Genomic DNA, 23,634 nt, shown 5'->3' with positions numbered 1-23,634 from the left:
AGATTAAATTATCGCATTAAAAAAGCCGGCATTCGCCGGCTTCATCTTATTCGTCGTGCGAGATTATCGCCGGGATGGTGTCATCCTTGCGTAGCGTCAGAATTTCGCAGCCGTTATCAGTCACCACAATAGTATGCTCATATTGTGCAGACAAGCTGCGATCTTTGGTTTTTACCGTCCAGCCATCTTTCATGGTGCGGATCTCTTTTTTACCCGCGTTGACCATTGGCTCGATGGTGAACGTCATCCCAGGTTTCAGTACGACGTTGGTTTCACGGGAGTCATAGTGCAGCACCTGCGGTTCTTCATGGAAGCCGCGACCAATACCGTGTCCGCAATATTCACGAACGACGGAGAAGCCTTCTGCTTCGACAAATTTCTGAATCGCCGCACCGATTTCGCGCAGATTAATGCCTGGTTTTACCATGCGTAGCGCCAGGTACAGGCTTTCTTGCGTGATGCGGCACAGACGTTCGCCCATGATGGTCGGCTTACCGACGATAAACATTTTCGAGGTATCGCCGTGGAAACCATCTTTGATTACGGTGACATCAATGTTAACGATATCGCCATCTTTCAGCAGCTTAGCATCGTCCGGGATACCGTGGCACACCACTTCATTAATAGAGATGCAAACGGATTTCGGATAGCCGTGATAGCCGAGGCAGGCAGAAACCGCGTGTTGTTCATTAACAATGTAATCATTACAGATGCGATCCAGCTCGCCGGTGCTGACGCCCGGTTTAACATACGGTTCGATCATCTCCAGCACTTCGGCAGCCAGTCGGCCAGCGACGCGCATTTTTTCGATATCTTCTGGGGTCTTGATTGAGATAGCCATTAATTCTGTCCATCAGCGTCGGTGATACCGACAATATATATGTAAGTGCCGTCAATGGTATCACACCCGGGCAAATTGAGAATCATTCTGAATTTCGCCAAACGTGCCACTGAAGGTTTTCTATAATAGAAAATTCGACGTCTGATGCTGTACACAGCGCCAACAATTATTGGTGTCCACGACGTATTTGTGGTATAAAGCGCGCCGGACTTCCGATCCATTTCGTATACACAGACTGGACGGAAGCGACAATCTCACTTTGTGTAACAACACACACGTATCGGCACATATTCCGGGGTGCCCTTTGGGGTCGGTAATATGGGATACGTGGAGGCATAACCCCAACTTTTATATAGAGGTTTTAATCATGGCAACTGTTTCCATGCGCGACATGCTCAAGGCTGGTGTTCACTTCGGTCACCAGACCCGTTACTGGAACCCGAAAATGAAGCCGTTCATCTTCGGTGCGCGTAACAAAGTTCACATCATCAACCTTGAGAAAACTGTACCGATGTTCAACGAAGCTCTGGCTGAACTGAACAAGATTGCTTCTCGCAAAGGTAAAATCCTTTTCGTTGGTACTAAACGCGCTGCAAGCGAAGCGGTGAAAGACGCTGCTCTGAGCTGCGACCAGTTCTTCGTGAACCATCGCTGGCTGGGCGGTATGCTGACTAACTGGAAAACCGTTCGTCAGTCCATCAAACGTCTGAAAGACCTGGAAACTCAGTCTCAGGACGGTACTTTCGACAAGCTGACCAAGAAAGAAGCGCTGATGCGCACTCGTGAGCTGGAGAAACTGGAAAACAGCCTGGGCGGTATCAAAGACATGGGCGGTCTGCCGGACGCTCTGTTTGTAATCGATGCTGACCACGAACACATTGCTATCAAAGAAGCAAACAACCTGGGTATTCCGGTATTTGCTATCGTTGATACCAACTCTGATCCGGACGGTGTTGACTTCGTTATCCCGGGTAACGACGACGCAATCCGTGCTGTGACCCTGTACCTGGGCGCTGTTGCTGCAACCGTACGTGAAGGCCGTTCTCAGGATCTGGCTTCCCAGGCGGAAGAAAGCTTCGTAGAAGCTGAGTAATAAGGCTTGATAACTCCCCCAAAATAGTTCGAGTTGCAGAAAGGCGGCAAGCTCGAGAATTCCCGGGAGCTTACATCAGTAAGTGACCGGGATGAGCGAGCGAAGATAACGCATCTGCGGCGCGAAATATGAAGGGGGAGAGCCCTTATAGACCAGGTAGTACACGTTTGGTTAGGGGGCCTGCATATGGCCCCCTTTTTCACTTTTATATCTGTGCGGTTTAATGCCGGGCAGATCACATCTCCGAGGATTTTAGAATGGCTGAAATTACCGCATCCCTGGTAAAAGAGCTGCGTGAGCGTACTGGCGCAGGCATGATGGATTGCAAAAAAGCACTGACTGAAGCTAACGGCGACATCGAGCTGGCAATCGAAAACATGCGTAAGTCCGGTGCTATTAAAGCAGCGAAAAAAGCAGGCAACGTTGCTGCTGACGGCGTGATCAAAACCAAAATCGACGGCAACTACGGCATCATTCTGGAAGTTAACTGCCAGACTGACTTCGTTGCAAAAGACGCTGGTTTCCAGGCGTTCGCAGACAAAGTTCTGGACGCAGCTGTTGCTGGCAAAATCACTGACGTTGAAGTTCTGAAAGCACAGTTCGAAGAAGAACGTGTTGCGCTGGTAGCGAAAATTGGTGAAAACATCAACATTCGCCGCGTTGCTGCGCTGGAAGGCGACGTTCTGGGTTCTTATCAGCACGGTGCGCGTATCGGCGTTCTGGTTGCTGCTAAAGGCGCTGACGAAGAGCTGGTTAAACACATCGCTATGCACGTTGCTGCAAGCAAGCCAGAATTCATCAAACCGGAAGACGTATCCGCTGAAGTGGTAGAAAAAGAATACCAGGTACAGCTGGATATCGCGATGCAGTCTGGTAAGCCGAAAGAAATCGCAGAGAAAATGGTTGAAGGCCGCATGAAGAAATTCACCGGCGAAGTTTCTCTGACCGGTCAGCCGTTCGTTATGGAACCAAGCAAAACTGTTGGTCAGCTGCTGAAAGAGCATAACGCTGAAGTGACTGGCTTCATCCGCTTCGAAGTGGGTGAAGGCATCGAGAAAGTTGAGACTGACTTTGCAGCAGAAGTTGCTGCGATGTCCAAGCAGTCTTAATTATCAAAAAGGAGCCGCCTGAGGGCGGCTTCTTTTTGTGCCCATCTTGTAAATTCAGCTAACCCTTGTGGGGCTGCGCTGAAAAGCGACGTACAATGTCGCTAGTATTAATTCATTTCAATCGTTGACAGTCTCAGGAAAGAAACATGGCTACCAATGCAAAACCCGTCTATAAACGCATTCTGCTTAAGTTGAGTGGCGAAGCTCTGCAGGGCACTGAAGGCTTCGGTATTGATGCAAGCATACTGGATCGTATGGCTCAGGAAATCAAAGAACTGGTTGAACTGGGTATTCAGGTTGGTGTGGTGATTGGTGGGGGTAACCTGTTCCGTGGCGCTGGTCTGGCGAAAGCGGGTATGAACCGCGTTGTGGGCGACCACATGGGGATGCTGGCGACCGTAATGAACGGCCTGGCAATGCGTGATGCACTGCACCGCGCCTATGTGAACGCTCGTCTGATGTCCGCTATTCCATTGAATGGCGTGTGCGACAGCTACAGCTGGGCAGAAGCTATCAGCCTGTTGCGCAACAACCGTGTGGTGATCCTCTCCGCCGGTACAGGTAACCCGTTCTTTACCACCGACTCAGCAGCTTGCCTGCGTGGTATCGAAATTGAAGCCGATGTGGTGCTGAAAGCAACCAAAGTTGACGGCGTGTTTACCGCTGATCCGGCGAAAGATCCAACCGCAACCATGTACGAGCAACTGACTTACAGCGAAGTGCTGGAAAAAGAGCTGAAAGTCATGGACCTGGCGGCCTTCACGCTGGCTCGTGACCATAAATTACCGATTCGTGTTTTCAATATGAACAAACCGGGTGCGCTGCGCCGTGTGGTAATGGGTGAAAAAGAAGGGACTTTAATCACGGAATAATTCCCGTGATGGATAAATAAGGGTAAGATTCCGCGTAAGTATCGCGGGGGCGTAAGTCTGGTTATAAGGCGTTATTGTTGCAGGCAGTTTGGTCACGGCCAGCGCGCAGCAACCGGAGCGTACAAAAGTACGTGAGGATGGCGAGCACTGCCCGGGGCCAAAATGGCAAATAAAATAGCCTAATAATCCAGACGATTACCCGTAATATGTTTAATCAGGGCTATACTTAGCACACTTCCACTGTGTGTGACTGTCTGGTCTGACTGAGACAAGTTTTCAAGGATTCGTAACGTGATTAGCGATATCAGAAAAGATGCTGAAGTACGCATGGACAAATGCGTAGAAGCGTTCAAAACCCAAATCAGCAAAATACGCACGGGTCGTGCTTCTCCCAGCCTGCTGGATGGCATTGTCGTGGAATATTACGGCACGCCGACGCCGCTGCGTCAGCTGGCAAGCGTAACGGTAGAAGATTCCCGTACACTGAAAATCAACGTGTTTGATCGTTCAATGTCTCCGGCCGTTGAAAAAGCGATTATGGCGTCCGATCTTGGCCTGAACCCGAACTCTGCGGGTAGCGACATCCGTGTTCCGCTGCCGCCGCTGACGGAAGAACGTCGTAAAGATCTGACCAAAATCGTTCGTGGTGAAGCAGAACAAGCGCGTGTTGCAGTACGTAACGTGCGTCGTGACGCGAACGACAAAGTGAAAGCACTGTTGAAAGATAAAGAGATCAGCGAAGACGACGATCGCCGTTCTCAGGACGATGTACAGAAACTGACTGATGCTGCAATCAAGAAAATTGAAGCGGCGCTGGCAGACAAAGAAGCAGAACTGATGCAGTTCTGATTTCTTGAACGACAAAAACGCCGCTCAGTAGATCCTTGCGGATCGGCTGGCGGCGTTTTGCTTTTTATTCTGTCTCAACTCTGGATGTTTCATGAAGCAACTCACCATTCTGGGCTCGACCGGCTCGATTGGTTGCAGCACGCTGGACGTGGTGCGCCATAATCCCGAACACTTCCGCGTAGTTGCGCTGGTGGCAGGCAAAAATGTCACTCGCATGGTAGAACAGTGCCTGGAATTCTCTCCCCGCTATGCCGTAATGGACGATGAAGCGAGTGCGAAACTTCTTAAAACGATGCTACAGCAACAGGGTAGCCGCACCGAAGTCTTAAGTGGGCAACAAGCCGCTTGCGATATGGCAGCGCTTGAGGATGTTGATCAGGTGATGGCAGCCATTGTTGGCGCTGCTGGGCTGTTACCTACGCTTGCTGCGATCCGCGCGGGTAAAACCATTTTGCTGGCCAATAAAGAATCACTGGTTACCTGCGGACGTCTGTTTATGGACGCCGTAAAGCAGAGCAAAGCGCAATTGTTACCGGTCGATAGCGAACATAACGCCATTTTTCAGAGTTTACCGCAACCTATCCAGCATAATCTGGGATACGCTGACCTTGAGCAAAATGGCGTGGTGTCCATTTTACTTACCGGGTCTGGTGGCCCTTTCCGTGAGACGCCATTGCGCGATTTGGCAACAATGACGCCGGATCAAGCCTGCCGTCATCCGAACTGGTCGATGGGGCGTAAAATTTCTGTCGATTCGGCTACCATGATGAACAAAGGTCTGGAATACATTGAAGCGCGTTGGCTGTTTAACGCCAGCGCCAGCCAGATGGAAGTGCTGATTCACCCGCAGTCAGTGATTCACTCAATGGTGCGCTATCAGGACGGCAGTGTTCTGGCGCAGCTGGGGGAACCGGATATGCGTACGCCAATTGCCCACACCATGGCATGGCCGAATCGCGTGAACTCTGGCGTGAAGCCGCTCGATTTTTGCAAACTAAGTGCGTTGACATTTGCCGCACCGGATTATGATCGTTATCCATGCCTGAAACTGGCGATGGAGGCGTTCGAACAAGGCCAGGCAGCGACGACAGCATTGAATGCCGCAAACGAAATCACCGTTGCTGCTTTTCTTGCGCAACAAATCCGCTTTACGGATATCGCTGCGTTGAATTTATCCGTACTGGAAAAAATGGATATGCGCGAACCACAATGTGTGGACGATGTGTTATCTGTTGATGCGAACGCGCGTGAAGTCGCCAGAAAAGAGGTGATGCGTCTCGCAAGCTGAGGATAATCCGGCTACAGAGAGTCGCGCTATTTGTTAGCGTAGGGCTTCAGTGATATAGTCTGCGCCATCTGATCGTAAGTAGTTGGCTTTATAAGGTCAGATATGCCGTGGTTTTACACGGCTTTTTTTTGTATAGGCTTCAGTATTCCTGAGTACCGTAAACCCTGTCAGGGAATAAAAAACGCGTGATGTTGTCTGCTACTCAACCACTTAGCGAAAAATTGCCAGCGCATGGCTGCCGTCATGTTGCGATCATTATGGACGGCAATGGCCGCTGGGCAAAAAAGCAAGGGAAGATTCGTGCCTTTGGGCATAAAGCCGGGGCAAAATCCGTCCGCCGGGCTGTCTCTTTTGCGGCCAACAACGGTATTGAGGCGTTAACGCTGTATGCCTTTAGTAGTGAAAACTGGAACCGACCAGCGCAGGAAGTCAGTGCGTTAATGGAACTGTTTGTGTGGGCGCTCGATAGCGAAGTAAAAAGTCTGCACCGACATAACGTGCGTCTGCGTATTATTGGCGATACCAGTCGCTTTAACTCGCGTTTGCAAGAACGTATTCGTAAATCTGAAGCGCTAACAGCCGGGAATACCGGTCTGACGCTGAATATTGCGGCGAACTACGGTGGACGTTGGGATATAGTCCAGGGAGTCAGGCAACTGGCTGAAAAGGTGCAGCAAGGAAACCTGCAACCAGATCAGATAGATGAAGAGATGCTAAACCAGCATGTCTGTATGCATGAACTGGCCCCTGTAGATTTAGTAATTAGGACTGGGGGGGAGCATCGCATTAGTAACTTTTTGCTTTGGCAAATTGCCTATGCCGAACTTTACTTTACAGATGTTCTCTGGCCCGATTTCGATGAACAAGACTTTGAAGGGGCGTTAAATGCCTTTGCTAATCGAGAGCGTCGTTTCGGCGGCACCGAGCCCGGTGATGAAACAGCCTGATGGGGGTCGCTTTTGCTGAAGTATCGCCTGATATCTGCTTTTGTGTTAATACCCGTCGTCATCGCGGCGTTGTTTCTGTTGCCGCCGGTGGGGTTCGCCATTGTAACGCTGGTGGTCTGCATGCTGGCAGCGTGGGAATGGGGACAGCTTAGCGGTTTTACCACTCGTTCGCAGCGAGTATGGTTGGCGGTGTTATGCGGGTTATTGTTGGCGCTGATGCTTTTTCTGTTGCCGGAATATCACCGAAATATTCATCAACCGCTGGTTGAAATCTCACTTTGGGCTTCGCTGGGTTGGTGGATTGTCGCGCTATTGCTGGTGCTGTTTTACCCAGGTTCCGCAGCAATCTGGCGTAACTCTAAAACATTGCGCCTTATTTTTGGCGTGCTAACCATTGTTCCCTTCTTCTGGGGCATGCTGGCGTTACGGGCCTGGCACTATGACGAGAATCATTACAGTGGCGCAATATGGCTGCTCTATGTCATGATCCTGGTATGGGGCGCTGACTCCGGCGCATATATGTTTGGCAAATTGTTTGGTAAACATAAGCTGGCACCGAAGGTTTCTCCGGGTAAAACCTGGCAAGGCTTTATCGGTGGACTCGCTACTGCAGCGGTAATCTCATGGGGTTATGGCATGTGGGCGAATCTCGACGTCGCTCCCGTCACCTTACTCATTTGCTCTATTGTCGCAGCGTTAGCCTCAGTGCTCGGCGATCTGACCGAGAGTATGTTTAAGCGTGAAGCAGGAATTAAGGACAGCGGTCATTTAATTCCAGGACACGGTGGTATTTTAGATCGTATTGATAGCCTGACGGCTGCGGTACCGGTCTTTGCTTGCTTGTTGTTACTGGTATTCAGGACGCTTTAACGGAAGGTAATATGCTGAGTTTTCTCTGGGATTTGGCTTCGTTCATCGTTGCACTGGGTGTACTTATCACCGTGCATGAATTTGGTCATTTCTGGGTTGCCCGGCGTTGTGGTGTTCGCGTTGAGCGTTTCTCAATAGGGTTTGGTAAGGCGCTCTGGCGGCGAACTGATAAGCTCGGCACCGAATATGTTATCGCCCTGATCCCGTTGGGCGGTTATGTCAAAATGCTGGATGAGCGCGCAGAACCGGTCGTTCCGGAACTCCGCCACCATGCCTTCAATAATAAATCTGTCGGCCAACGAGCGGCGATTATTGCCGCAGGTCCGGTTGCAAACTTCATTTTTGCTATCTTTGCCTACTGGCTGGTTTTTATTATTGGTGTGCCTGGCGTACGTCCGGTGGTTGGCGAAATAGCAGCCAATTCGATAGCTGCGGAAGCACAAATTGCACCAGGTACGGAACTAAAAGCCGTAGATGGTATCGAAACGCCTGATTGGGATGCCGTGCGTTTGCAGTTGGTCGATAAAATTGGCGATGAAAGCACCACCATTACAGTAGCGCCATTTGGCAGCGACCAACGGCGGGATGTAAAGCTCGATTTACGTCACTGGGCGTTTGAGCCTGATAAAGAAGATCCGGTATCTTCGCTGGGGATTCGTCCTCGTGGGCCGCAAATTGAACCTGTACTGGAAAATGTGCAGCCAAACTCGGCGGCAAGCAAGGCAGGTTTGCAAGCAGGCGACAGGATCGTTAAAGTCGATGGTCAGCCCTTAACGCAGTGGGTGACCTTTGTGATGCTTGTCCGGGATAACCCGGGTAAATCCTTAGCGTTAGAAATCGAAAGGCAGGGGAGTCCCTTGTCTTTGACATTAATCCCGGAGAGTAAACCGGGTAATGGTAAAGCGATTGGTTTTGTCGGTATTGAGCCGAAAGTCATTCCTTTGCCAGATGAGTATAAAGTTGTACGCCAGTATGGGCCGTTCAACGCCATCGTCGAAGCCACGGACAAAACGTGGCAGCTGATGAAGCTGACGGTCAGTATGCTGGGAAAATTGATCACCGGTGATGTGAAACTGAACAACCTCAGTGGGCCGATCTCTATCGCCAAGGGGGCTGGGATGACAGCGGAACTCGGGGTTGTTTATTACCTGCCGTTTCTTGCGCTTATTAGCGTGAACTTAGGGATAATTAACCTGTTTCCGTTGCCCGTACTTGACGGGGGGCATCTGCTGTTCCTTGCGATCGAAAAGATCAAGGGCGGACCGGTATCCGAGCGGGTTCAAGACTTTTGTTATCGCATTGGCTCGATTCTGCTGGTGCTGTTAATGGGGCTTGCACTTTTCAATGATTTCTCTCGGTTATGAGAGTTAGTTAGGAAGAACGCATAATAACGATGGCGATGAAAAAGTTGCTCATAGCGTCGCTGCTGTTTAGCAGCGCCACCGTATACGGTGCTGAAGGGTTCGTAGTGAAAGATATTCATTTCGAAGGCCTTCAGCGTGTCGCCGTTGGTGCGGCCCTCCTCAGTATGCCGGTGCGCACAGGCGACACGGTTAATGATGAAGATATCAGTAATACCATTCGCGCTCTGTTTGCTACCGGCAACTTTGAGGATGTTCGCGTCCTTCGTGATGGTGATACCCTTCTGGTTCAGGTAAAAGAACGTCCGACCATTGCCAGCATTACTTTCTCCGGTAACAAATCGGTGAAAGATGACATGCTGAAGCAAAACCTCGAGGCTTCTGGTGTGCGTGTGGGCGAATCCCTCGATCGCACCACCATTGCCGATATCGAGAAAGGTCTGGAAGACTTCTACTACAGCGTCGGTAAATATAGCGCCAGCGTAAAAGCTGTCGTGACCCCGCTGCCGCGCAACCGTGTTGACCTAAAACTGGTGTTCCAGGAAGGTGTGTCAGCTGAAATCCAGCAAATTAACATTGTTGGTAACCATGCTTTCACCACCGACGAACTGATCTCTCATTTCCAACTGCGTGACGAAGTGCCGTGGTGGAACGTGGTAGGCGATCGTAAATACCAGAAACAGAAACTGGCGGGCGACCTTGAAACCCTGCGCAGCTACTATCTGGATCGCGGTTATGCCCGTTTCAACATCGACTCTACCCAGGTCAGTCTGACGCCAGATAAAAAAGGTATTTACGTCACGGTGAACATCACCGAAGGCGATCAGTACAAGCTTTCTGGCGTTGAAGTGAGCGGCAACCTTGCCGGGCACTCCGCTGAAATTGAGCAGCTGACTAAGATCGAGCCGGGTGAGCTGTATAACGGCACCAAAGTGACCAAGATGGAAGATGACATCAAAAAGCTTCTCGGTCGCTATGGTTATGCCTATCCGCGCGTACAGTCGATGCCCGAAATTAACGATGCCGACAAAACCGTTAAATTACGTGTGAACGTTGATGCGGGTAACCGTTTCTACGTGCGTAAGATCCGTTTTGAAGGTAACGATACCTCGAAAGATGCCGTCCTGCGTCGCGAAATGCGTCAGATGGAAGGTGCATGGCTGGGGAGCGATCTGGTCGATCAGGGTAAGGAGCGTCTGAATCGTCTGGGCTTCTTTGAAACTGTCGATACCGATACCCAACGTGTTCCGGGTAGCCCGGACCAGGTTGATGTCGTCTACAAGGTAAAAGAGCGCAACACCGGTAGCTTCAACTTTGGTATTGGTTACGGTACTGAAAGTGGCGTGAGCTTCCAGGCTGGTGTGCAGCAGGATAACTGGTTAGGTACAGGTTATGCTGTTGGTATCAACGGGACCAAAAACGATTACCAGACCTATGCTGAACTGTCGGTAACCAACCCGTACTTCACCGTAGATGGCGTAAGCCTCGGTGGTCGTCTCTTCTATAATGACTTCCAGGCAGATGACGCCGACCTGTCCGACTATACCAACAAGAGTTATGGTACAGACGTGACGTTGGGCTTCCCGATTAACGAATATAACTCGCTGCGTGCAGGTCTGGGTTATGTACATAACTCCCTGTCCAACATGCAGCCTCAGGTTGCGATGTGGCGTTATCTGTACTCTATGGGTGAACATCCGAGCACCTCTGATCAGGATAACAGCTTCAAAACGGACGACTTCACGTTCAACTATGGTTGGACCTATAACAAGCTTGACCGTGGTTACTTCCCGACAGATGGTTCACGTGTCAACCTGACCGGTAAAGTGACCATTCCTGGATCGGATAACGAATACTACAAAGTGACGTTAGACACGGCGACTTATGTGCCGATCGATGACGATCACAAATGGGTTGTTCTGGGGCGTACCCGCTGGGGTTATGGTGATGGTTTAGGCGGCAAAGAGATGCCGTTCTACGAGAACTTCTATGCCGGTGGTTCCAGCACCGTGCGTGGCTTCCAGTCCAATACCATTGGTCCGAAAGCAGTTTACTTCCCGCATCAGGCCAGTAATTATGATCCGGACTATGATTACGAATGTGCGACTCAGGACGGCGCGAAAGACCTGTGTAAATCGGATGATGCTGTAGGCGGTAACGCCATGGCGGTTGCCAGCCTCGAGTTCATCACCCCGACGCCGTTTATTAGCGATAAGTATGCTAACTCGGTTCGTACTTCCTTCTTCTGGGATATGGGTACCGTTTGGGATACAAACTGGGATTCCAGCCAATATTCTGGATATCCGGACTATAGTGATCCAAGCAATATCCGTATGTCTGCGGGTATCGCATTACAATGGATGTCCCCATTGGGGCCGTTGGTGTTCTCCTACGCCCAGCCGTTCAAAAAGTACGATGGAGACAAGGCAGAACAGTTCCAGTTTAACATCGGTAAAACCTGGTAAGTGTTCTCCACAAAGGAATGTAGTGGTAGTGTAGCGATGACTTTAGGCGATCAATATAAGATCGCCGGGCCACGCAAAGAACTGCACCCTCCGGTGCAAATGGGATGGTAAGGAGTTTATTGTGAAAAAGTGGTTATTAGCTGCAGGTCTCGGTTTAGCACTGGCAACTTCTGCTCAGGCGGCTGACAAAATTGCAATCGTCAACATGGGCAGCCTGTTCCAGCAGGTAGCGCAGAAAACCGGTGTTTCTAACACGCTGGAAAATGAGTTCAAAGGCCGTGCCAGCGAACTGCAGCGTATGGAAACCGATCTGCAGGCTAAAATGAAAAAGCTGCAGTCCATGAAAGCGGGCAGCGATCGCACTAAGCTGGAAAAAGACGTGATGGCTCAGCGCCAGACTTTTGCTCAGAAAGCGCAGGCTTTTGAGCAGGATCGCGCACGTCGTTCCAACGAAGAACGCGGCAAACTGGTTACTCGTATCCAGACTGCTGTGAAATCCGTTGCCAACAGCCAGGATATCGATCTGGTTGTTGATGCAAACGCCGTTGCTTACAACAGCAGCGATGTAAAAGACATCACTGCCGACGTACTGAAACAGGTTAAATAAGTAATGCCTTCAATTCGACTGGCTGATTTAGCGCAGCAGTTGGATGCAGAACTACACGGTGATGGCGATATCGTCATCACCGGCGTTGCGTCCATGCAATCTGCACAAACAGGTCACATTACGTTCATGGTTAACCCAAAATACCGTGAGCATTTAGGCTTGTGCCAGGCGTCCGCGGTTGTCATGACCCAGGACGATCTTCCTTTCGCGAAAAGTGCCGCACTGGTAGTGAAGAATCCCTACCTGACTTACGCGCGCATGGCGCAAATTTTAGATACCACGCCGCAGCCCGCGCAGAACATTGCACCCAGTGCGGTGATCGACGCGACGGCGAAGCTGGGTAACAACGTATCGATTGGCGCTAACGCGGTGATTGAGTCCGGCGTTGAACTGGGCGATAACGTGATTATCGGTGCCGGTTGCTTCGTAGGTAAAAACAGCAAAATCGGTGCAGGTTCGCGTCTCTGGGCGAACGTAACCATTTACCATGAGATCCAGATCGGTCAGAATTGCCTGATCCAGTCCGGAACAGTGGTAGGCGCAGACGGCTTTGGTTATGCCAACGATCGTGGTAACTGGGTGAAGATCCCACAGATTGGTCGCGTAATTATTGGCGATCGCGTGGAGATCGGTGCCTGCACAACCATCGATCGCGGCGCGCTGGATGACACTATTATTGGCAATGGCGTGATCATTGATAACCAGTGCCAGATTGCACATAACGTCGTGATTGGCGACAATACGGCGGTTGCCGGTGGCGTCATTATGGCGGGCAGCCTGAAAATTGGTCGTTACTGCATGATCGGCGGAGCCAGCGTAATCAACGGGCATATGGAAATATGCGACAAAGTGACGGTTACGGGCATGGGTATGGTGATGCGTCCCATCACTGAACCAGGCGTCTATTCCTCAGGCATTCCGCTGCAACCCAACAAAGTCTGGCGCAAAACCGCTGCACTGGTGATGAACATTGATGACATGAGCAAGCGTCTGAAATCGCTTGAGCGCAAGGTTAATCAACAAGACTAACGTTCCATCTTTTGTTCGCCAAACTTTACGGCCTGTCTCATTCTTACGATTGCGGCAGGCCGTGTTATTATTGTCGTTTCTTATATTTTGACAGGAAGAGTATCTTGACTACTAACACTCATACTCTGCAGATTGAAGAGATTTTAGAACTTCTGCCGCACCGTTTCCCGTTCTTACTGGTGGATCGCGTGCTGGATTTTGAAGAAGGTCGTTTTCTGCGCGCAGTAAAAAATGTCTCTGTCAATGAGCCATTCTTCCAGGGCCATTTCCCTGGAAAACCGATTTTCCCGGGTGTGCTGATTCTGGAAGCAATGGCACAGGCAACAGGTATTCTGGCGTTTAAAAGCGTAGGAAAACTGGAACCGGGTGAGCTGTACTACTTCGCTGGTATTGACGAAGCGCGCTTCAAGCGCCCGGTCGTGCCTGGCGATCAAATGATCATGGAAGTCACTTTCGAAAAAACGCGCCGCGGCCTGACCCGTTTTAAAGGGGTTGCTCTGGTCGATGGTAAAGTAGTTTGCGAAGCAACGATGATGTGTGCTCGTAGCCGGGAGGCCTGATACGTGATTGATAAATCCGCCTTTGTGCATCCAACCGCCATTGTGGAAGAGGGCGCGTCAATTGGCGCGAACGCACACATTGGTCCTTTTTGTATCGTTGGACCCCATGTCGAAATTGGTGAGGGTACCGTACTGAAATCTCACGTTGTCGTGAATGGTCATACTAAAATTGGCCGCGATAATGAGATTTATCAGTTCGCCTCCATCGGCGAAGTTAACCAGGATCTGAAATATGCTGGCGAACCGACCCGTGTGGAAATCGGCGATCGTAACCGCATTCGCGAAAGCGTCACCATTCATCGTGGCACAGTCCAGGGCGGTGGATTGACGAAGGTGGGCAGCGACAACTTACTGATGATCAACGCGCACATTGCGCACGATTGTACGGTAGGTAACCGCTGTATTCTCGCCAACAACGCAACGCTGGCGGGTCACGTATCGGTTGACGACTTCGCGATCATCGGCGGCATGACCGCAGTCCATCAGTTCTGCATCATTGGTGCGCACGTGATGGTTGGCGGCTGCTCCGGTGTGGCGCAGGACGTCCCTCCTTATGTCATTGCGCAGGGTAACCACGCAACGCCGTTCGGTGTCAATATCGAAGGGCTGAAGCGCCGCGGATTCAGCCGTGAGGCGATTACCGCTATCCGCAATGCGTATAAGCTGATTTATCGTAGCGGTAAAACGCTCGATGAAGTGAAACCGGAAATTGCTGAACTGGCGGAAACATATCCGGAAGTGAAAGCCTTTACCGATTTCTTTGCACGCTCAACGCGCGGTCTGATTCGTTAATGACTGAACAGCGTCCATTAACGATTGCCCTGGTCGCCGGAGAAACCTCCGGCGATATCCTGGGGGCCGGTTTAATCCGCGCTCTGAAAGAACATGTGCCCAACGCCCGCTTTGTTGGTGTTGCCGGGCCACGAATGCAGGCTGAAGGCTGCGAAGCCTGGTACGAAATGGAAGAACTGGCGGTGATGGGCATTGTTGAAGTGCTCGGTCGTCTGCGTCGCTTACTGCATATTCGTGCCGATCTGACAAAGCGTTTTGGCGAACTGAAGCCAGATGTTTTTGTTGGTATTGATGCGCCTGACTTCAATATTACTCTTGAAGGTAACCTCAAAAAGCAGGGTATCAAAACCATTCATTACGTCAGTCCGTCAGTCTGGGCGTGGCGACAGAAACGTGTTTTCAAAATAGGCAGAGCCACCGATCTGGTGCTCGCATTTCTGCCTTTCGAAAAAGCGTTTTATGACAAATACAACGTACCGTGCCGCTTTATCGGTCATACCATGGCTGATGCCATGCCATTAGATCCAGATAAAAATGCCGCCCGTGATGTGCTGGGGATCCCTCACGATGCCCACTGCCTGGCGTTGCTACCGGGGAGCCGTGGTGCAGAAGTTGAAATGCTTAGTGCCGATTTCCTGAAAACGGCCCAGCTTTTGCGCCAGACATATCCGGATCTCGAAATCGTGGTGCCACTGGTGAATGCCAAACGCCGCGAGCAGTTTGAACGCATCAAAGCTGAAGTCGCGCCAGACCTTTCAGTTCATTTGCTGGATGGGATGGGCCGTGAGGCGATGGTCGCCAGCGATGCGGCGCTACTGGCGTCGGGTACGGCAGCCCTGGAGTGTATGCTGGCGAAATGCCCGATGGTGGTGGGATATCGCATGAAGCCTTTTACCTTCTGGTTGGCGAAGCGGCTGGTGAAAACTGATTATGTCTCGCTGCCAAATCTGCTGGCGGGCAGAGAGTTAGTCAAAGAATTATTGCAGGAAGAGTGTGAGCCGCAAAAACTGGCTGCGGCGCTGTTACCGCTGTTGGCGAACGGGAAAACCAGCCACGCGATGCACGATACCTTCCGTGAACTGCATCAGCAGATCCGCTGCAATGCCGATGAGCAGGCGGCACAAGCCGTTCTGGAGTTAGCACAATGATCGAATTTGTTTATCCGCACACGCAGCTGGTTGCGGGTGTGGATGAAGTCGGACGCGGGCCGTTAGTTGGCGCGGTCGTCACCGCTGCGGTGATCCTTGACCCGGCGCGCCCGATTGCCGGGCTGAATGATTCCAAAAAGCTGAGCGAAAAACGCCGTCTGGCGCTCTATGAAGAGATCAAAGAGAAAGCGTTGAGCTGGAGTCTGGGCCGCGCGGAACCCCACGAAATCGACGAGCTGAACATTCTTCATGCGACCATGCTGGCGATGCAGCGTGCCGTCGCTGGGCTGCATATTGCGCCGGAATATGTGTTGATTGATGGTAACCGCTGCCCGAAATTACCGATGCCTGCGATGGCTGTGGTGAAAGGCGATAGCCGCGTACCGGAAATCAGTGCCGCGTCTATCCTGGCGAAAGTGACGCGTGACGCCGAAATGGCGGCGCTGGATATTGTTTTCCCGCAATATGGTTTTGCCCAACACAAAGGGTACCCAACCGCTTTTCATCTGGAAAAACTGGCTGAACACGGCGCGACCGAACACCATCGGCGCAGCTTTGGGCCTGTCAAACGCGCACTGGGACTTGCGTCCTGATTCTTGTGTCGAGATTAAGTAAACCGGAATCTGAAGATGTCTGAACCACGTTTCGTACACCTGCGGGTGCACAGCGACTACTCGATGATCGATGGCCTGGCCAAAACCGCACCGTTGGTAAAAAAGGCGGCGGCGTTGGGTATGCCAGCACTGGCGATCACCGATTTCACCAACCTTTGTGGTCTGGTGAAGTTCTACGGAGCGGGACATGGCGCAGGGATTAAGCCTATCGTCGGGGCAGATTTTAACGTCCAGTGCGACCTGCTGGGTGATGAGTTAACCCACCTGACGGTACTGGCGGCGAACAATACCGGCTATCAGAATCTGACGTTGCTGATCTCAAAAGCGTATCAGCGCGGGTACGGTGCCGCCGGGCCGATCATCGATCGCGACTGGCTTATCGAATTAAACGAAGGGTTGATCCTTCTTTCCGGCGGACGCATGGGCGACGTCGGACGCAGTCTTTTGCGTGGTAACAGCGCGCTGGTAGATGAGTGTGTCGCGTTTTATGAAGAACACTTCCCGGATCGCTATTTTCTCGAGCTGATCCGCACCGGCAGGCCGGATGAAGAAAGCTATCTGCACGCGGCGGTGGAACTGGCGGAAGCGCGCGGTTTGCCCGTCGTGGCGACCAACGACGTGCGCTTTATCGACAGCAGCGACTTTGACGCACACGAAATCCGCGTCGCGATCCACGACGGCTTTACCCTCGACGATCCTAAACGCCCGCGTAACTATTCGCCGCAGCAATATATGCGTAGCGAAGAGGAGATGTGTGAGCTGTTTGCCGACATCCCCGAAGCCCTTGCCAACACCGTTGAGATCGCCAAACGCTGTAACGTAACCGTGCGTCTTGGTGAATACTTCCTGCCGCAGTTCCCGACCGGGGACATGAGCACCGAAGATTATCTGGTCAAGCGTGCAAAAGAGGGCCTGGAAGAGCGTCTGGCCTTTTTATTCCCTGATGAGGAAGAACGTCTTAAGCGCCGCCCGGAATATGACGAACGTCTGGAGACTGAACTTCAGGTTATCAACCAGATGGGCTTCCCGGGCTACTTCCTCATCGTTATGGAATTTATCCAGTGGTCGAAAGATAACGGCGTACCGGTAGGGCCAGGCCGTGGCTCCGGTGCGGGTTCACTGGTGGCCTACGCGCTGAAAATCACCGACCTCGATCCGCTGGAATTTGACCTGCTGTTCGAACGTTTCCTTAACCCGGAACGTGTCTCCATGCCTGACTTCGACGTTGACTTCTGTATGGAGAAACGCGATCAGGTTATCGAGCACGTAGCGGACATGTACGGTCGTGATGCGGTATCGCAGATCATCACCTTCGGTACAATGGCGGCGAAAGCGGTGATCCGCGACGTAGGCCGCGTGCTGGGGCATCCGTACGGCTTTGTCGATCGTATCTCGAAACTGATCCCGCCCGATCCGGGGATGACGCTGGCGAAAGCGTTTGAAGCCGAGCCGCAGCTGCCGGAAATCTACGAAGCGGATGAAGAAGTTAAGGCGCTGATCGACATGGCGCGCAAACTGGAAGGGGTCACCCGTAACGCCGGTAAGCACGCCGGTGGGGTGGTTATCGCGCCGACCAAAATTACCGATTTTGCGCCGCTTTACTGCGATGAAGAGGGCAAACATCCGGTCACCCAGTTTGATAAAAGCGACGTTGAATACGCCGGACTGGTGAAGTTCGACTTCCTTGGTTTGCGTACGCTCACCATCATCAACTGGGCGCTGGAGATGATCAACAAGCGGCGGGCGAAGAATGGCGAGCCGCCGCTGGATATCGCTGCGATCCCGCTGGATGATAAGAAAAGCTTCGACATGCTGCAACGCTCGGAAACCACGGCGGTATTCCAGCTTGAATCGCGCGGCATGAAGGACCTGATCAAGCGTCTACAACCTGACTGCTTCGAAGATATGATCGCCCTAGTGGCACTGTTCCGCCCCGGTCCGTTGCAATCAGGGATGGTGGATAACTTTATCGACCGTAAACATGGTCGTGAAGAGATCTCCTATCCGGACGTACAGTGGCAGCATGAAAGCCTGAAACCGGTACTGGAGCCAACCTACGGCATTATCCTGTATCAGGAACAGGTCATGCAGATTGCGCAGGTGCTTTCTGGTTATACCCTCGGTGGCGCGGATATGCTGCGTCGTGCGATGGGTAAGAAAAAGCCGGAAGAGATGGCTAAGCAACGTTCTGTATTTGCTGAAGGTGCAGAAAAGAACGGAATCAACGCTGAACTGGCGATGAAAATCTTCGACCTGGTGGAGAAATTCGCTGGTTACGGATTTAACAAATCGCACTCTGCGGCCTATGCTTTGGTGTCATATCAAACGTTATGGCTGAAAGCGCACTATCCTGCGGAGTTTATGGCGGCGGTAATGACCGCCGATATGGACAACACCGAGAAGGTGGTGGGTCTGGTGGATGAGTGCTGGCGGATGGGGCTGAAAATCCTGCCACCAGATATAAACTCCGGTCTTTACCATTTCCACGTCAACGACGACGGCGAAATCGTGTATGGTATTGGCGCGATCAAAGGGGTCGGTGAAGGTCCGATTGAGGCCATCATCGAAGCCCGTAATAAAGGCGGCTACTTCCGCGAACTGTTTGATCTCTGCGCCCGTACCGACACCAAAAAGTTGAACCGTCGCGTGCTGGAAAAACTGATCATGTCCGGGGCGTTTGACCGTCTTGGGCCACATCGCGCAGCGCTGATGAACTCGCTGGGCGATGCGTTAAAAGCGGCAGATCAACACGCGAAAGCGGAAGCTATCGGTCAGGCCGATATGTTCGGCGTGCTGGCCGAAGAGCCGGAACAAATTGAACAATCCTACGCCAGCTGCCAACCGTGGCCGGAGCAGGTGGTATTAGATGGGGAACGTGAAACGTTAGGCCTGTACCTGACCGGACACCCTATCAACCAGTATTTAAAAGAGATTGAGCGTTATGTCGGAGGCGTAAGGCTGAAAGACATGCACCCGACAGAACGTGGTAAAGTCATCACGGCTGCGGGGCTCGTTGTTGCCGCGCGGGTTATGGTCACCAAGCGCGGCAATCGTATCGGTATCTGCACGCTGGATGACCGTTCCGGGCGGCTGGAAGTGATGTTGTTTACTGACGCCCTGGATAAATACCAGCAATTGCTGGAAAAAGACCGCATACTTATCGTCAGCGGACAGGTCAGCTTTGATGACTTCAGCGGTGGGCTTAAAATGACCGCTCGCGAAGTGATGGATATTGACGAAGCCCGGGAAAAATATGCTCGCGGGCTTGCTATCTCGCTGACGGACAGGCAAATTGATGACCAGCTTTTAAACCGACTCCGTCAGTCTCTGGAACCCCACCGCTCTGGGACAATTCCAGTACATCTCTACTATCAGAGGGCGGATGCACGCGCGCGGTTGCGTTTTGGCGCGACGTGGCGTGTCTCTCCGAGCGATCGTTTATTAAACGATCTCCGTGGCCTCATTGGTTCGGAGCAGGTGGAACTGGAGTTTGACTAATACAGGAATACTATGAGTCTGAATTTCCTTGATTTTGAACAGCCGATTGCAGAGCTGGAAGCGAAAATCGATTCTCTGACTGCGGTTAGCCGTCAGGATGAGAAACTGGATATTAACATCGATGAAGAAGTGCATCGTCTGCGTGAAAAAAGCGTAGAACTGACACGTAAAATCTTCGCCGATCTCGGTGCATGGCAGATTGCGCAACTGGCACGCCATCCACAGCGTCCTTATACCCTGGATTACGTTCGCCTGGCATTTGATGAATTTGACGAACTGGCTGGCGACCGCGCGTATGCAGACGATAAAGCTATCGTCGGTGGTATCGCCCGTCTCGATGGTCGTCCGGTGATGATCATTGGTCATCAAAAAGGTCGTGAAACCAAAGAAAAAATTCGCCGTAACTTTGGTATGCCAGCGCCAGAAGGTTACCGCAAAGCACTGCGTCTGATGCAAATGGCTGAACGCTTTAAGATGCCTATCATCACCTTTATCGACACCCCGGGGGCTTATCCTGGCGTGGGCGCAGAAGAGCGTGGTCAGTCTGAAGCCATTGCACGCAACCTGCGTGAAATGTCTCGCCTCGGCGTACCGGTAGTTTGTACGGTTATCGGTGAAGGTGGTTCTGGCGGTGCGCTGGCGATTGGCGTGGGCGATAAAGTGAATATGCTGCAATACAGCACCTATTCCGTTATCTCGCCGGAAGGTTGTGCGTCCATTCTGTGGAAGAGCGCCGACAAAGCGCCGCTGGCGGCTGAAGCGATGGGTATCATTGCTCCGCGTCTGAAAGAACTGAAACTGATCGACTCCATCATCCCGGAACCACTGGGTGGTGCTCACCGTAACCCGGAAGCGATGGCGGCATCGTTGAAAGCGCAACTGCTGGCGGATCTGGCCGATCTCGACGTGTTAAGCACTGAAGATTTAAAAAATCGTCGTTATCAGCGCCTGATGAGCTACGGTTACGCGTAATTCGCAAAAGTTCTGAAAAAGGGTCACTTCGGTGGCCCTTTTTTATCGCCACGGTTTGAGCAGGCTATGATTAAGGAAGGATTTTCCAGGAGGAACACATGAACATCATTGCCATTATGGGACCGCATGGCGTCTTTTATAAAGATGAGCCCATCAAAGAACTGGAGTCGGCGCTGGTGGCGCAAGGCTTTCAGATTATCTGGCCACAAAACAGCGTTGATTTGCTGAAATTTATCGAGCATAACCCTCGAATTTGCGGCGTGATTTTTGACTGGGATGAGTACAGTCTCGATTTATGTAGCGATATCAATCAGCTTAATGAATATCTCCCGCTTTATGCCTTCATCAACACCCACTCGACGATGGATGTCAGCGTGCAGGATATGCGGATGGCGCTCTGGTTTTTTGAATATGCGCTGGGGCAGGCGGAAGATATCGCCATTCGTATGCGTCAGTACACCGACGAATATCTTGATAACATTACACCGCCGTTCACGAAAGCCTTGTTTACCTACGTCAAAGAGCGGAAGTACACCTTTTGTACGCCGGGGCATATGGGCGGCACCGCATATCAAAAAAGCCCGGTTGGCTGTCTGTTTTATGATTTTTTCGGCGGGAATACTCTTAAGGCTGATGTCTCTATTTCGGTCACCGAGCTTGGTTCGTTGCTCGACCACACCGGGCCACACCTGGAAGCGGAAGAGTACATCGCGCGGACTTTTGGCGCGGAACAGAGTTATATCGTTACCAACGGAACATCGACGTCGAACAAAATTGTGGGTATGTACGCCGCGCCATCCGGCAGTACGCTGTTGATCGACCGCAATTGTCATAAATCGCTGGCGCATCTGTTGATGATGAACGATGTAGTGCCAGTCTGGCTGAAACCGACGCGTAATGCGTTGGGGATTCTTGGTGGGATCCCGCGCCGTGAATTTACTCGCGACAGCATCGAAGAGAAAGTCGCTGCTACCACGCAAGCACAATGGCCGGTTCATGCGGTGATCACCAACTCCACCTATGATGGCTTGCTCTACAACACCGACTGGATCAAACAGACGCTGGATGTCCCGTCGATTCACTTCGATTCTGCCTGGGTGCCGTACACCCATTTTCATCCGATCTACCAGGGTAAAAGTGGTATGAGCGGCGAGCGTGTTGCGGGAAAAGTGATCTTCGAAACGCAATCGACCCACAAAATGCTGGCGGCGTTATCGCAGGCTTCGCTGATCCACATTAAAGGCGAGTATGACGAAGAGGCCTTTAACGAAGCCTTTATGATGCATACCACCACCTCGCCCAGTTATCCCATTGTTGCTTCGGTTGAGACGGCGGCGGCGATGCTGCGTGGTAATCCGGGCAAACGGCTGATTAACCGTTCAGTAGAACGAGCTCTGCATTTTCGCAAAGAGGTCCAGCGGCTGCGGGAAGAGTCTGACGGTTGGTTTTTCGATATCTGGCAACCGCCGCAGGTGGATGAAGCCGAATGCTGGCCCGTTGCGCCTGGCGAACAGTGGCACGGCTTTAACGATGCGGATGCCGATCATATGTTTCTCGATCCGGTTAAAGTCACTATTTTGACACCGGGGATGGACGAGCAGGGCAATATGAGCGAGGAGGGGATCCCGGCGGCGCTGGTAGCAAAATTCCTCGACGAACGTGGGATCGTAGTAGAGAAAACCGGCCCTTATAACCTGCTGTTTCTCTTTAGTATTGGCATCGATAAAACCAAAGCAATGGGATTATTGCGTGGGTTGACGGAATTCAAACGCTCTTACGATCTCAACCTGCGGATCAAAAATATGCTACCCGATCTCTATGCAGAAGATCCCGATTTCTACCGCAATATGCGTATTCAGGATCTGGCACAAGGGATCCATAAGCTGATTCGTAAACACGATCTTCCCGGTTTGATGTTGCGGGCATTCGATACTTTGCCGGAGATGATCATGACGCCACATCAGGCATGGCAACGACAAATTAAAGGCGAAGTAGAAACCATTGCGCTGGAACAACTGGTCGGTAGAGTATCGGCAAATATGATCCTGCCTTATCCACCGGGCGTACCGCTGTTGATGCCTGGAGAAATGCTGACCAAAGAGAGCCGCACAGTACTCGATTTTCTACTGATGCTTTGTTCCGTCGGGCAACATTACCCCGGTTTTGAAACGGATATTCACGGCGCGAAACAGGACGAAGACGGCGTTTACCGCGTACGAGTCCTAAAAATGGCGGGATAACTTGCCAGAGCGGCTTCCGGGCGAGTAACGTGCTGTTAACAAATAAAGGAGACGTTATGCTGGGTTTAAAACAGGTTCACCATATTGCGATTATTGCGACGGATTATGCGGTGAGCAAAGCTTTCTACTGCGATATTCTTGGTTTCACGCTGCAAAGCGAAGTCTATCGCGAAGCGCGCGACTCATGGAAAGGGGATTTGGCGCTTAATGGGCAATATGTGATTGAGCTTTTCTCATTTCCGTTCCCGCCGGAACGACCCAGCCGACCGGAAGCTTGCGGTCTGCGTCATCTGGCTTTTAGCGTTGATGACATCGATGCGGCAGTGGCGCACCTTGAAAGCCATAACGTGAAGTGTGAAACCATCCGTGTCGATCCATACACGCAAAAACGCTTCACCTTCTTTAACGATCCGGACGGGCTGCCGTTGGAACTGTATGAGCAGTAAGGCTTGTCATCGCCGCATTTGCCCGGTAACGTG

Annotated in this window: 20 protein-coding genes; 19 read left to right on the top strand and 1 reads right to left on the bottom strand. The window is 51.7% G+C overall.

Going from position 1 to position 23,634, the window contains the following annotated elements; genetic code table 11:
* Positions 1–46 precede the first annotated feature (46 nt).
* Positions 47–841, bottom strand: a complete 795-nt coding sequence (map, locus tag KXD89_RS17850) for a type I methionyl aminopeptidase (RefSeq protein ID WP_001018194.1) — start codon at positions 839–841, stop codon at positions 47–49.
* Positions 842–1,208: 367 nt separating this feature from the next.
* Here map and rpsB point away from each other — a divergent pair, with 367 nt between their 5' ends.
* From rpsB to KXD89_RS17755, 19 genes are all read left to right on the top strand, one after another.
* Entirely contained in the window at positions 1,209–1,934 is a 726-nt protein-coding gene (rpsB, locus tag KXD89_RS17845) for a 30S ribosomal protein S2 (RefSeq protein WP_000246882.1), read from the top strand.
* Between the two features lie 257 nt (positions 1,935–2,191).
* Complete coding sequence (tsf, locus tag KXD89_RS17840) at positions 2,192–3,043, top strand: translation elongation factor Ts (protein WP_000818114.1); 852 nt, start codon at positions 2,192–2,194, stop codon at positions 3,041–3,043.
* A 146-nt stretch (positions 3,044–3,189) separates the two neighbouring features.
* Complete coding sequence (pyrH, locus tag KXD89_RS17835; protein WP_000224573.1) at positions 3,190–3,915, top strand: UMP kinase; 726 nt, start codon at positions 3,190–3,192, stop codon at positions 3,913–3,915.
* A 291-nt stretch (positions 3,916–4,206) separates the two neighbouring features.
* Positions 4,207–4,764, top strand: coding sequence for a ribosome recycling factor (gene frr / locus KXD89_RS17830; RefSeq protein WP_000622418.1), 558 nt, complete (start codon positions 4,207–4,209; stop codon positions 4,762–4,764).
* A 91-nt stretch (positions 4,765–4,855) separates the two neighbouring features.
* Positions 4,856–6,052 (top strand): 1-deoxy-D-xylulose-5-phosphate reductoisomerase, encoded by a 1,197-nt coding sequence (gene ispC / locus KXD89_RS17825; protein WP_000811923.1) that lies wholly within the window; start codon positions 4,856–4,858, stop codon positions 6,050–6,052.
* 188 nt (positions 6,053–6,240) lie between these two features.
* Entirely contained in the window at positions 6,241–6,999 is a 759-nt protein-coding gene (ispU, locus tag KXD89_RS17820; protein ID WP_001295562.1) for a (2E,6E)-farnesyl-diphosphate-specific ditrans,polycis-undecaprenyl-diphosphate synthase, read from the top strand.
* Positions 7,000–7,011: 12 nt separating this feature from the next.
* The gene (gene cdsA, locus KXD89_RS17815; RefSeq protein ID WP_000922446.1) at positions 7,012–7,869 is read left to right on the top strand and encodes a phosphatidate cytidylyltransferase; all 858 of its coding nucleotides are present in this window, start codon (positions 7,012–7,014) and stop codon (positions 7,867–7,869) included.
* Between the two features lie 11 nt (positions 7,870–7,880).
* Positions 7,881–9,233, top strand: coding sequence for a sigma E protease regulator RseP (gene rseP / locus KXD89_RS17810; protein WP_001295561.1), 1,353 nt, complete (start codon positions 7,881–7,883; stop codon positions 9,231–9,233).
* Positions 9,234–9,262: 29 nt separating this feature from the next.
* Positions 9,263–11,695 carry an outer membrane protein assembly factor BamA gene (gene bamA / locus KXD89_RS17805; RefSeq protein WP_001240896.1) on the top strand — a complete coding sequence of 811 codons (2,433 nt, stop codon included), beginning with the start codon at positions 9,263–9,265 and terminating at the stop codon, positions 11,693–11,695.
* Between the two features lie 121 nt (positions 11,696–11,816).
* Positions 11,817–12,302 carry a molecular chaperone Skp gene (gene skp / locus KXD89_RS17800; protein ID WP_000758956.1) on the top strand — a complete coding sequence of 162 codons (486 nt, stop codon included), beginning with the start codon at positions 11,817–11,819 and terminating at the stop codon, positions 12,300–12,302.
* Between the two features lie 3 nt (positions 12,303–12,305).
* The gene (lpxD, locus tag KXD89_RS17795; protein ID WP_001139279.1) at positions 12,306–13,331 is read left to right on the top strand and encodes a UDP-3-O-(3-hydroxymyristoyl)glucosamine N-acyltransferase; all 1,026 of its coding nucleotides are present in this window, start codon (positions 12,306–12,308) and stop codon (positions 13,329–13,331) included.
* 104 nt (positions 13,332–13,435) lie between these two features.
* On the top strand, positions 13,436–13,891 hold the full coding sequence (gene fabZ, locus KXD89_RS17790; protein ID WP_000210739.1) for a 3-hydroxyacyl-ACP dehydratase FabZ: 456 nt from the start codon (positions 13,436–13,438) through the stop codon (positions 13,889–13,891).
* Between the two features lie 3 nt (positions 13,892–13,894).
* Positions 13,895–14,683 carry an acyl-ACP--UDP-N-acetylglucosamine O-acyltransferase gene (gene lpxA / locus KXD89_RS17785; protein ID WP_000565966.1) on the top strand — a complete coding sequence of 263 codons (789 nt, stop codon included), beginning with the start codon at positions 13,895–13,897 and terminating at the stop codon, positions 14,681–14,683.
* Complete coding sequence (gene lpxB / locus KXD89_RS17780; RefSeq protein WP_000139654.1) at positions 14,683–15,831, top strand: lipid-A-disaccharide synthase; 1,149 nt, start codon at positions 14,683–14,685, stop codon at positions 15,829–15,831. The genes lpxA and lpxB overlap by 1 nt, the downstream gene beginning before the upstream one ends.
* Entirely contained in the window at positions 15,828–16,424 is a 597-nt protein-coding gene (gene rnhB / locus KXD89_RS17775) for a ribonuclease HII (RefSeq protein ID WP_000569430.1), read from the top strand. The genes lpxB and rnhB overlap by 4 nt, the downstream gene beginning before the upstream one ends.
* 36 nt (positions 16,425–16,460) lie before the next feature.
* On the top strand, positions 16,461–19,943 hold the full coding sequence (gene dnaE / locus KXD89_RS17770) for a DNA polymerase III subunit alpha (protein WP_001294757.1): 3,483 nt from the start codon (positions 16,461–16,463) through the stop codon (positions 19,941–19,943).
* Positions 19,944–19,955: 12 nt separating this feature from the next.
* Positions 19,956–20,915 carry an acetyl-CoA carboxylase carboxyl transferase subunit alpha gene (gene accA, locus KXD89_RS17765; protein ID WP_000055741.1) on the top strand — a complete coding sequence of 320 codons (960 nt, stop codon included), beginning with the start codon at positions 19,956–19,958 and terminating at the stop codon, positions 20,913–20,915.
* A gap of 98 nt (positions 20,916–21,013) precedes the next feature.
* Complete coding sequence (ldcC, locus tag KXD89_RS17760; RefSeq protein ID WP_001020973.1) at positions 21,014–23,155, top strand: lysine decarboxylase LdcC; 2,142 nt, start codon at positions 21,014–21,016, stop codon at positions 23,153–23,155.
* A gap of 56 nt (positions 23,156–23,211) precedes the next feature.
* Positions 23,212–23,601 (top strand): VOC family protein, encoded by a 390-nt coding sequence (locus KXD89_RS17755; protein ID WP_000901099.1) that lies wholly within the window; start codon positions 23,212–23,214, stop codon positions 23,599–23,601.
* The last annotated feature ends 33 nt before the right edge of the window (positions 23,602–23,634 follow it).

The organism is Escherichia sp. TC-EC600-tetX4, from assembly GCF_019356055.1.
In the GTDB taxonomy this organism is placed as follows: domain Bacteria; phylum Pseudomonadota; class Gammaproteobacteria; order Enterobacterales; family Enterobacteriaceae.
Note: the sequence above shows the minus strand (reverse complement) of the source record. Positions and strands in the feature narration are given on the sequence as shown.

Coding starts and splice junctions, on each gene's coding strand:
- map (WP_001018194.1), bottom strand. CDS start 841: ATGGCTATCTCAATCAAGACCCCAGAAGATATCGAAAAAATGCGCGTC.
- rpsB (WP_000246882.1), top strand. CDS start 1,209: ATGGCAACTGTTTCCATGCGCGACATGCTCAAGGCTGGTGTTCACTTC.
- tsf (WP_000818114.1), top strand. CDS start 2,192: ATGGCTGAAATTACCGCATCCCTGGTAAAAGAGCTGCGTGAGCGTACT.
- pyrH (WP_000224573.1), top strand. CDS start 3,190: ATGGCTACCAATGCAAAACCCGTCTATAAACGCATTCTGCTTAAGTTG.
- ispC (WP_000811923.1), top strand. CDS start 4,856: ATGAAGCAACTCACCATTCTGGGCTCGACCGGCTCGATTGGTTGCAGC.
- ispU (WP_001295562.1), top strand. CDS start 6,241: ATGTTGTCTGCTACTCAACCACTTAGCGAAAAATTGCCAGCGCATGGC.
- rseP (WP_001295561.1), top strand. CDS start 7,881: ATGCTGAGTTTTCTCTGGGATTTGGCTTCGTTCATCGTTGCACTGGGT.
- bamA (WP_001240896.1), top strand. CDS start 9,263: ATGGCGATGAAAAAGTTGCTCATAGCGTCGCTGCTGTTTAGCAGCGCC.
- lpxD (WP_001139279.1), top strand. CDS start 12,306: ATGCCTTCAATTCGACTGGCTGATTTAGCGCAGCAGTTGGATGCAGAA.
- lpxB (WP_000139654.1), top strand. CDS start 14,683: ATGACTGAACAGCGTCCATTAACGATTGCCCTGGTCGCCGGAGAAACC.
- rnhB (WP_000569430.1), top strand. CDS start 15,828: ATGATCGAATTTGTTTATCCGCACACGCAGCTGGTTGCGGGTGTGGAT.
- dnaE (WP_001294757.1), top strand. CDS start 16,461: ATGTCTGAACCACGTTTCGTACACCTGCGGGTGCACAGCGACTACTCG.
- accA (WP_000055741.1), top strand. CDS start 19,956: ATGAGTCTGAATTTCCTTGATTTTGAACAGCCGATTGCAGAGCTGGAA.
- ldcC (WP_001020973.1), top strand. CDS start 21,014: ATGAACATCATTGCCATTATGGGACCGCATGGCGTCTTTTATAAAGAT.
- KXD89_RS17755 (WP_000901099.1), top strand. CDS start 23,212: ATGCTGGGTTTAAAACAGGTTCACCATATTGCGATTATTGCGACGGAT.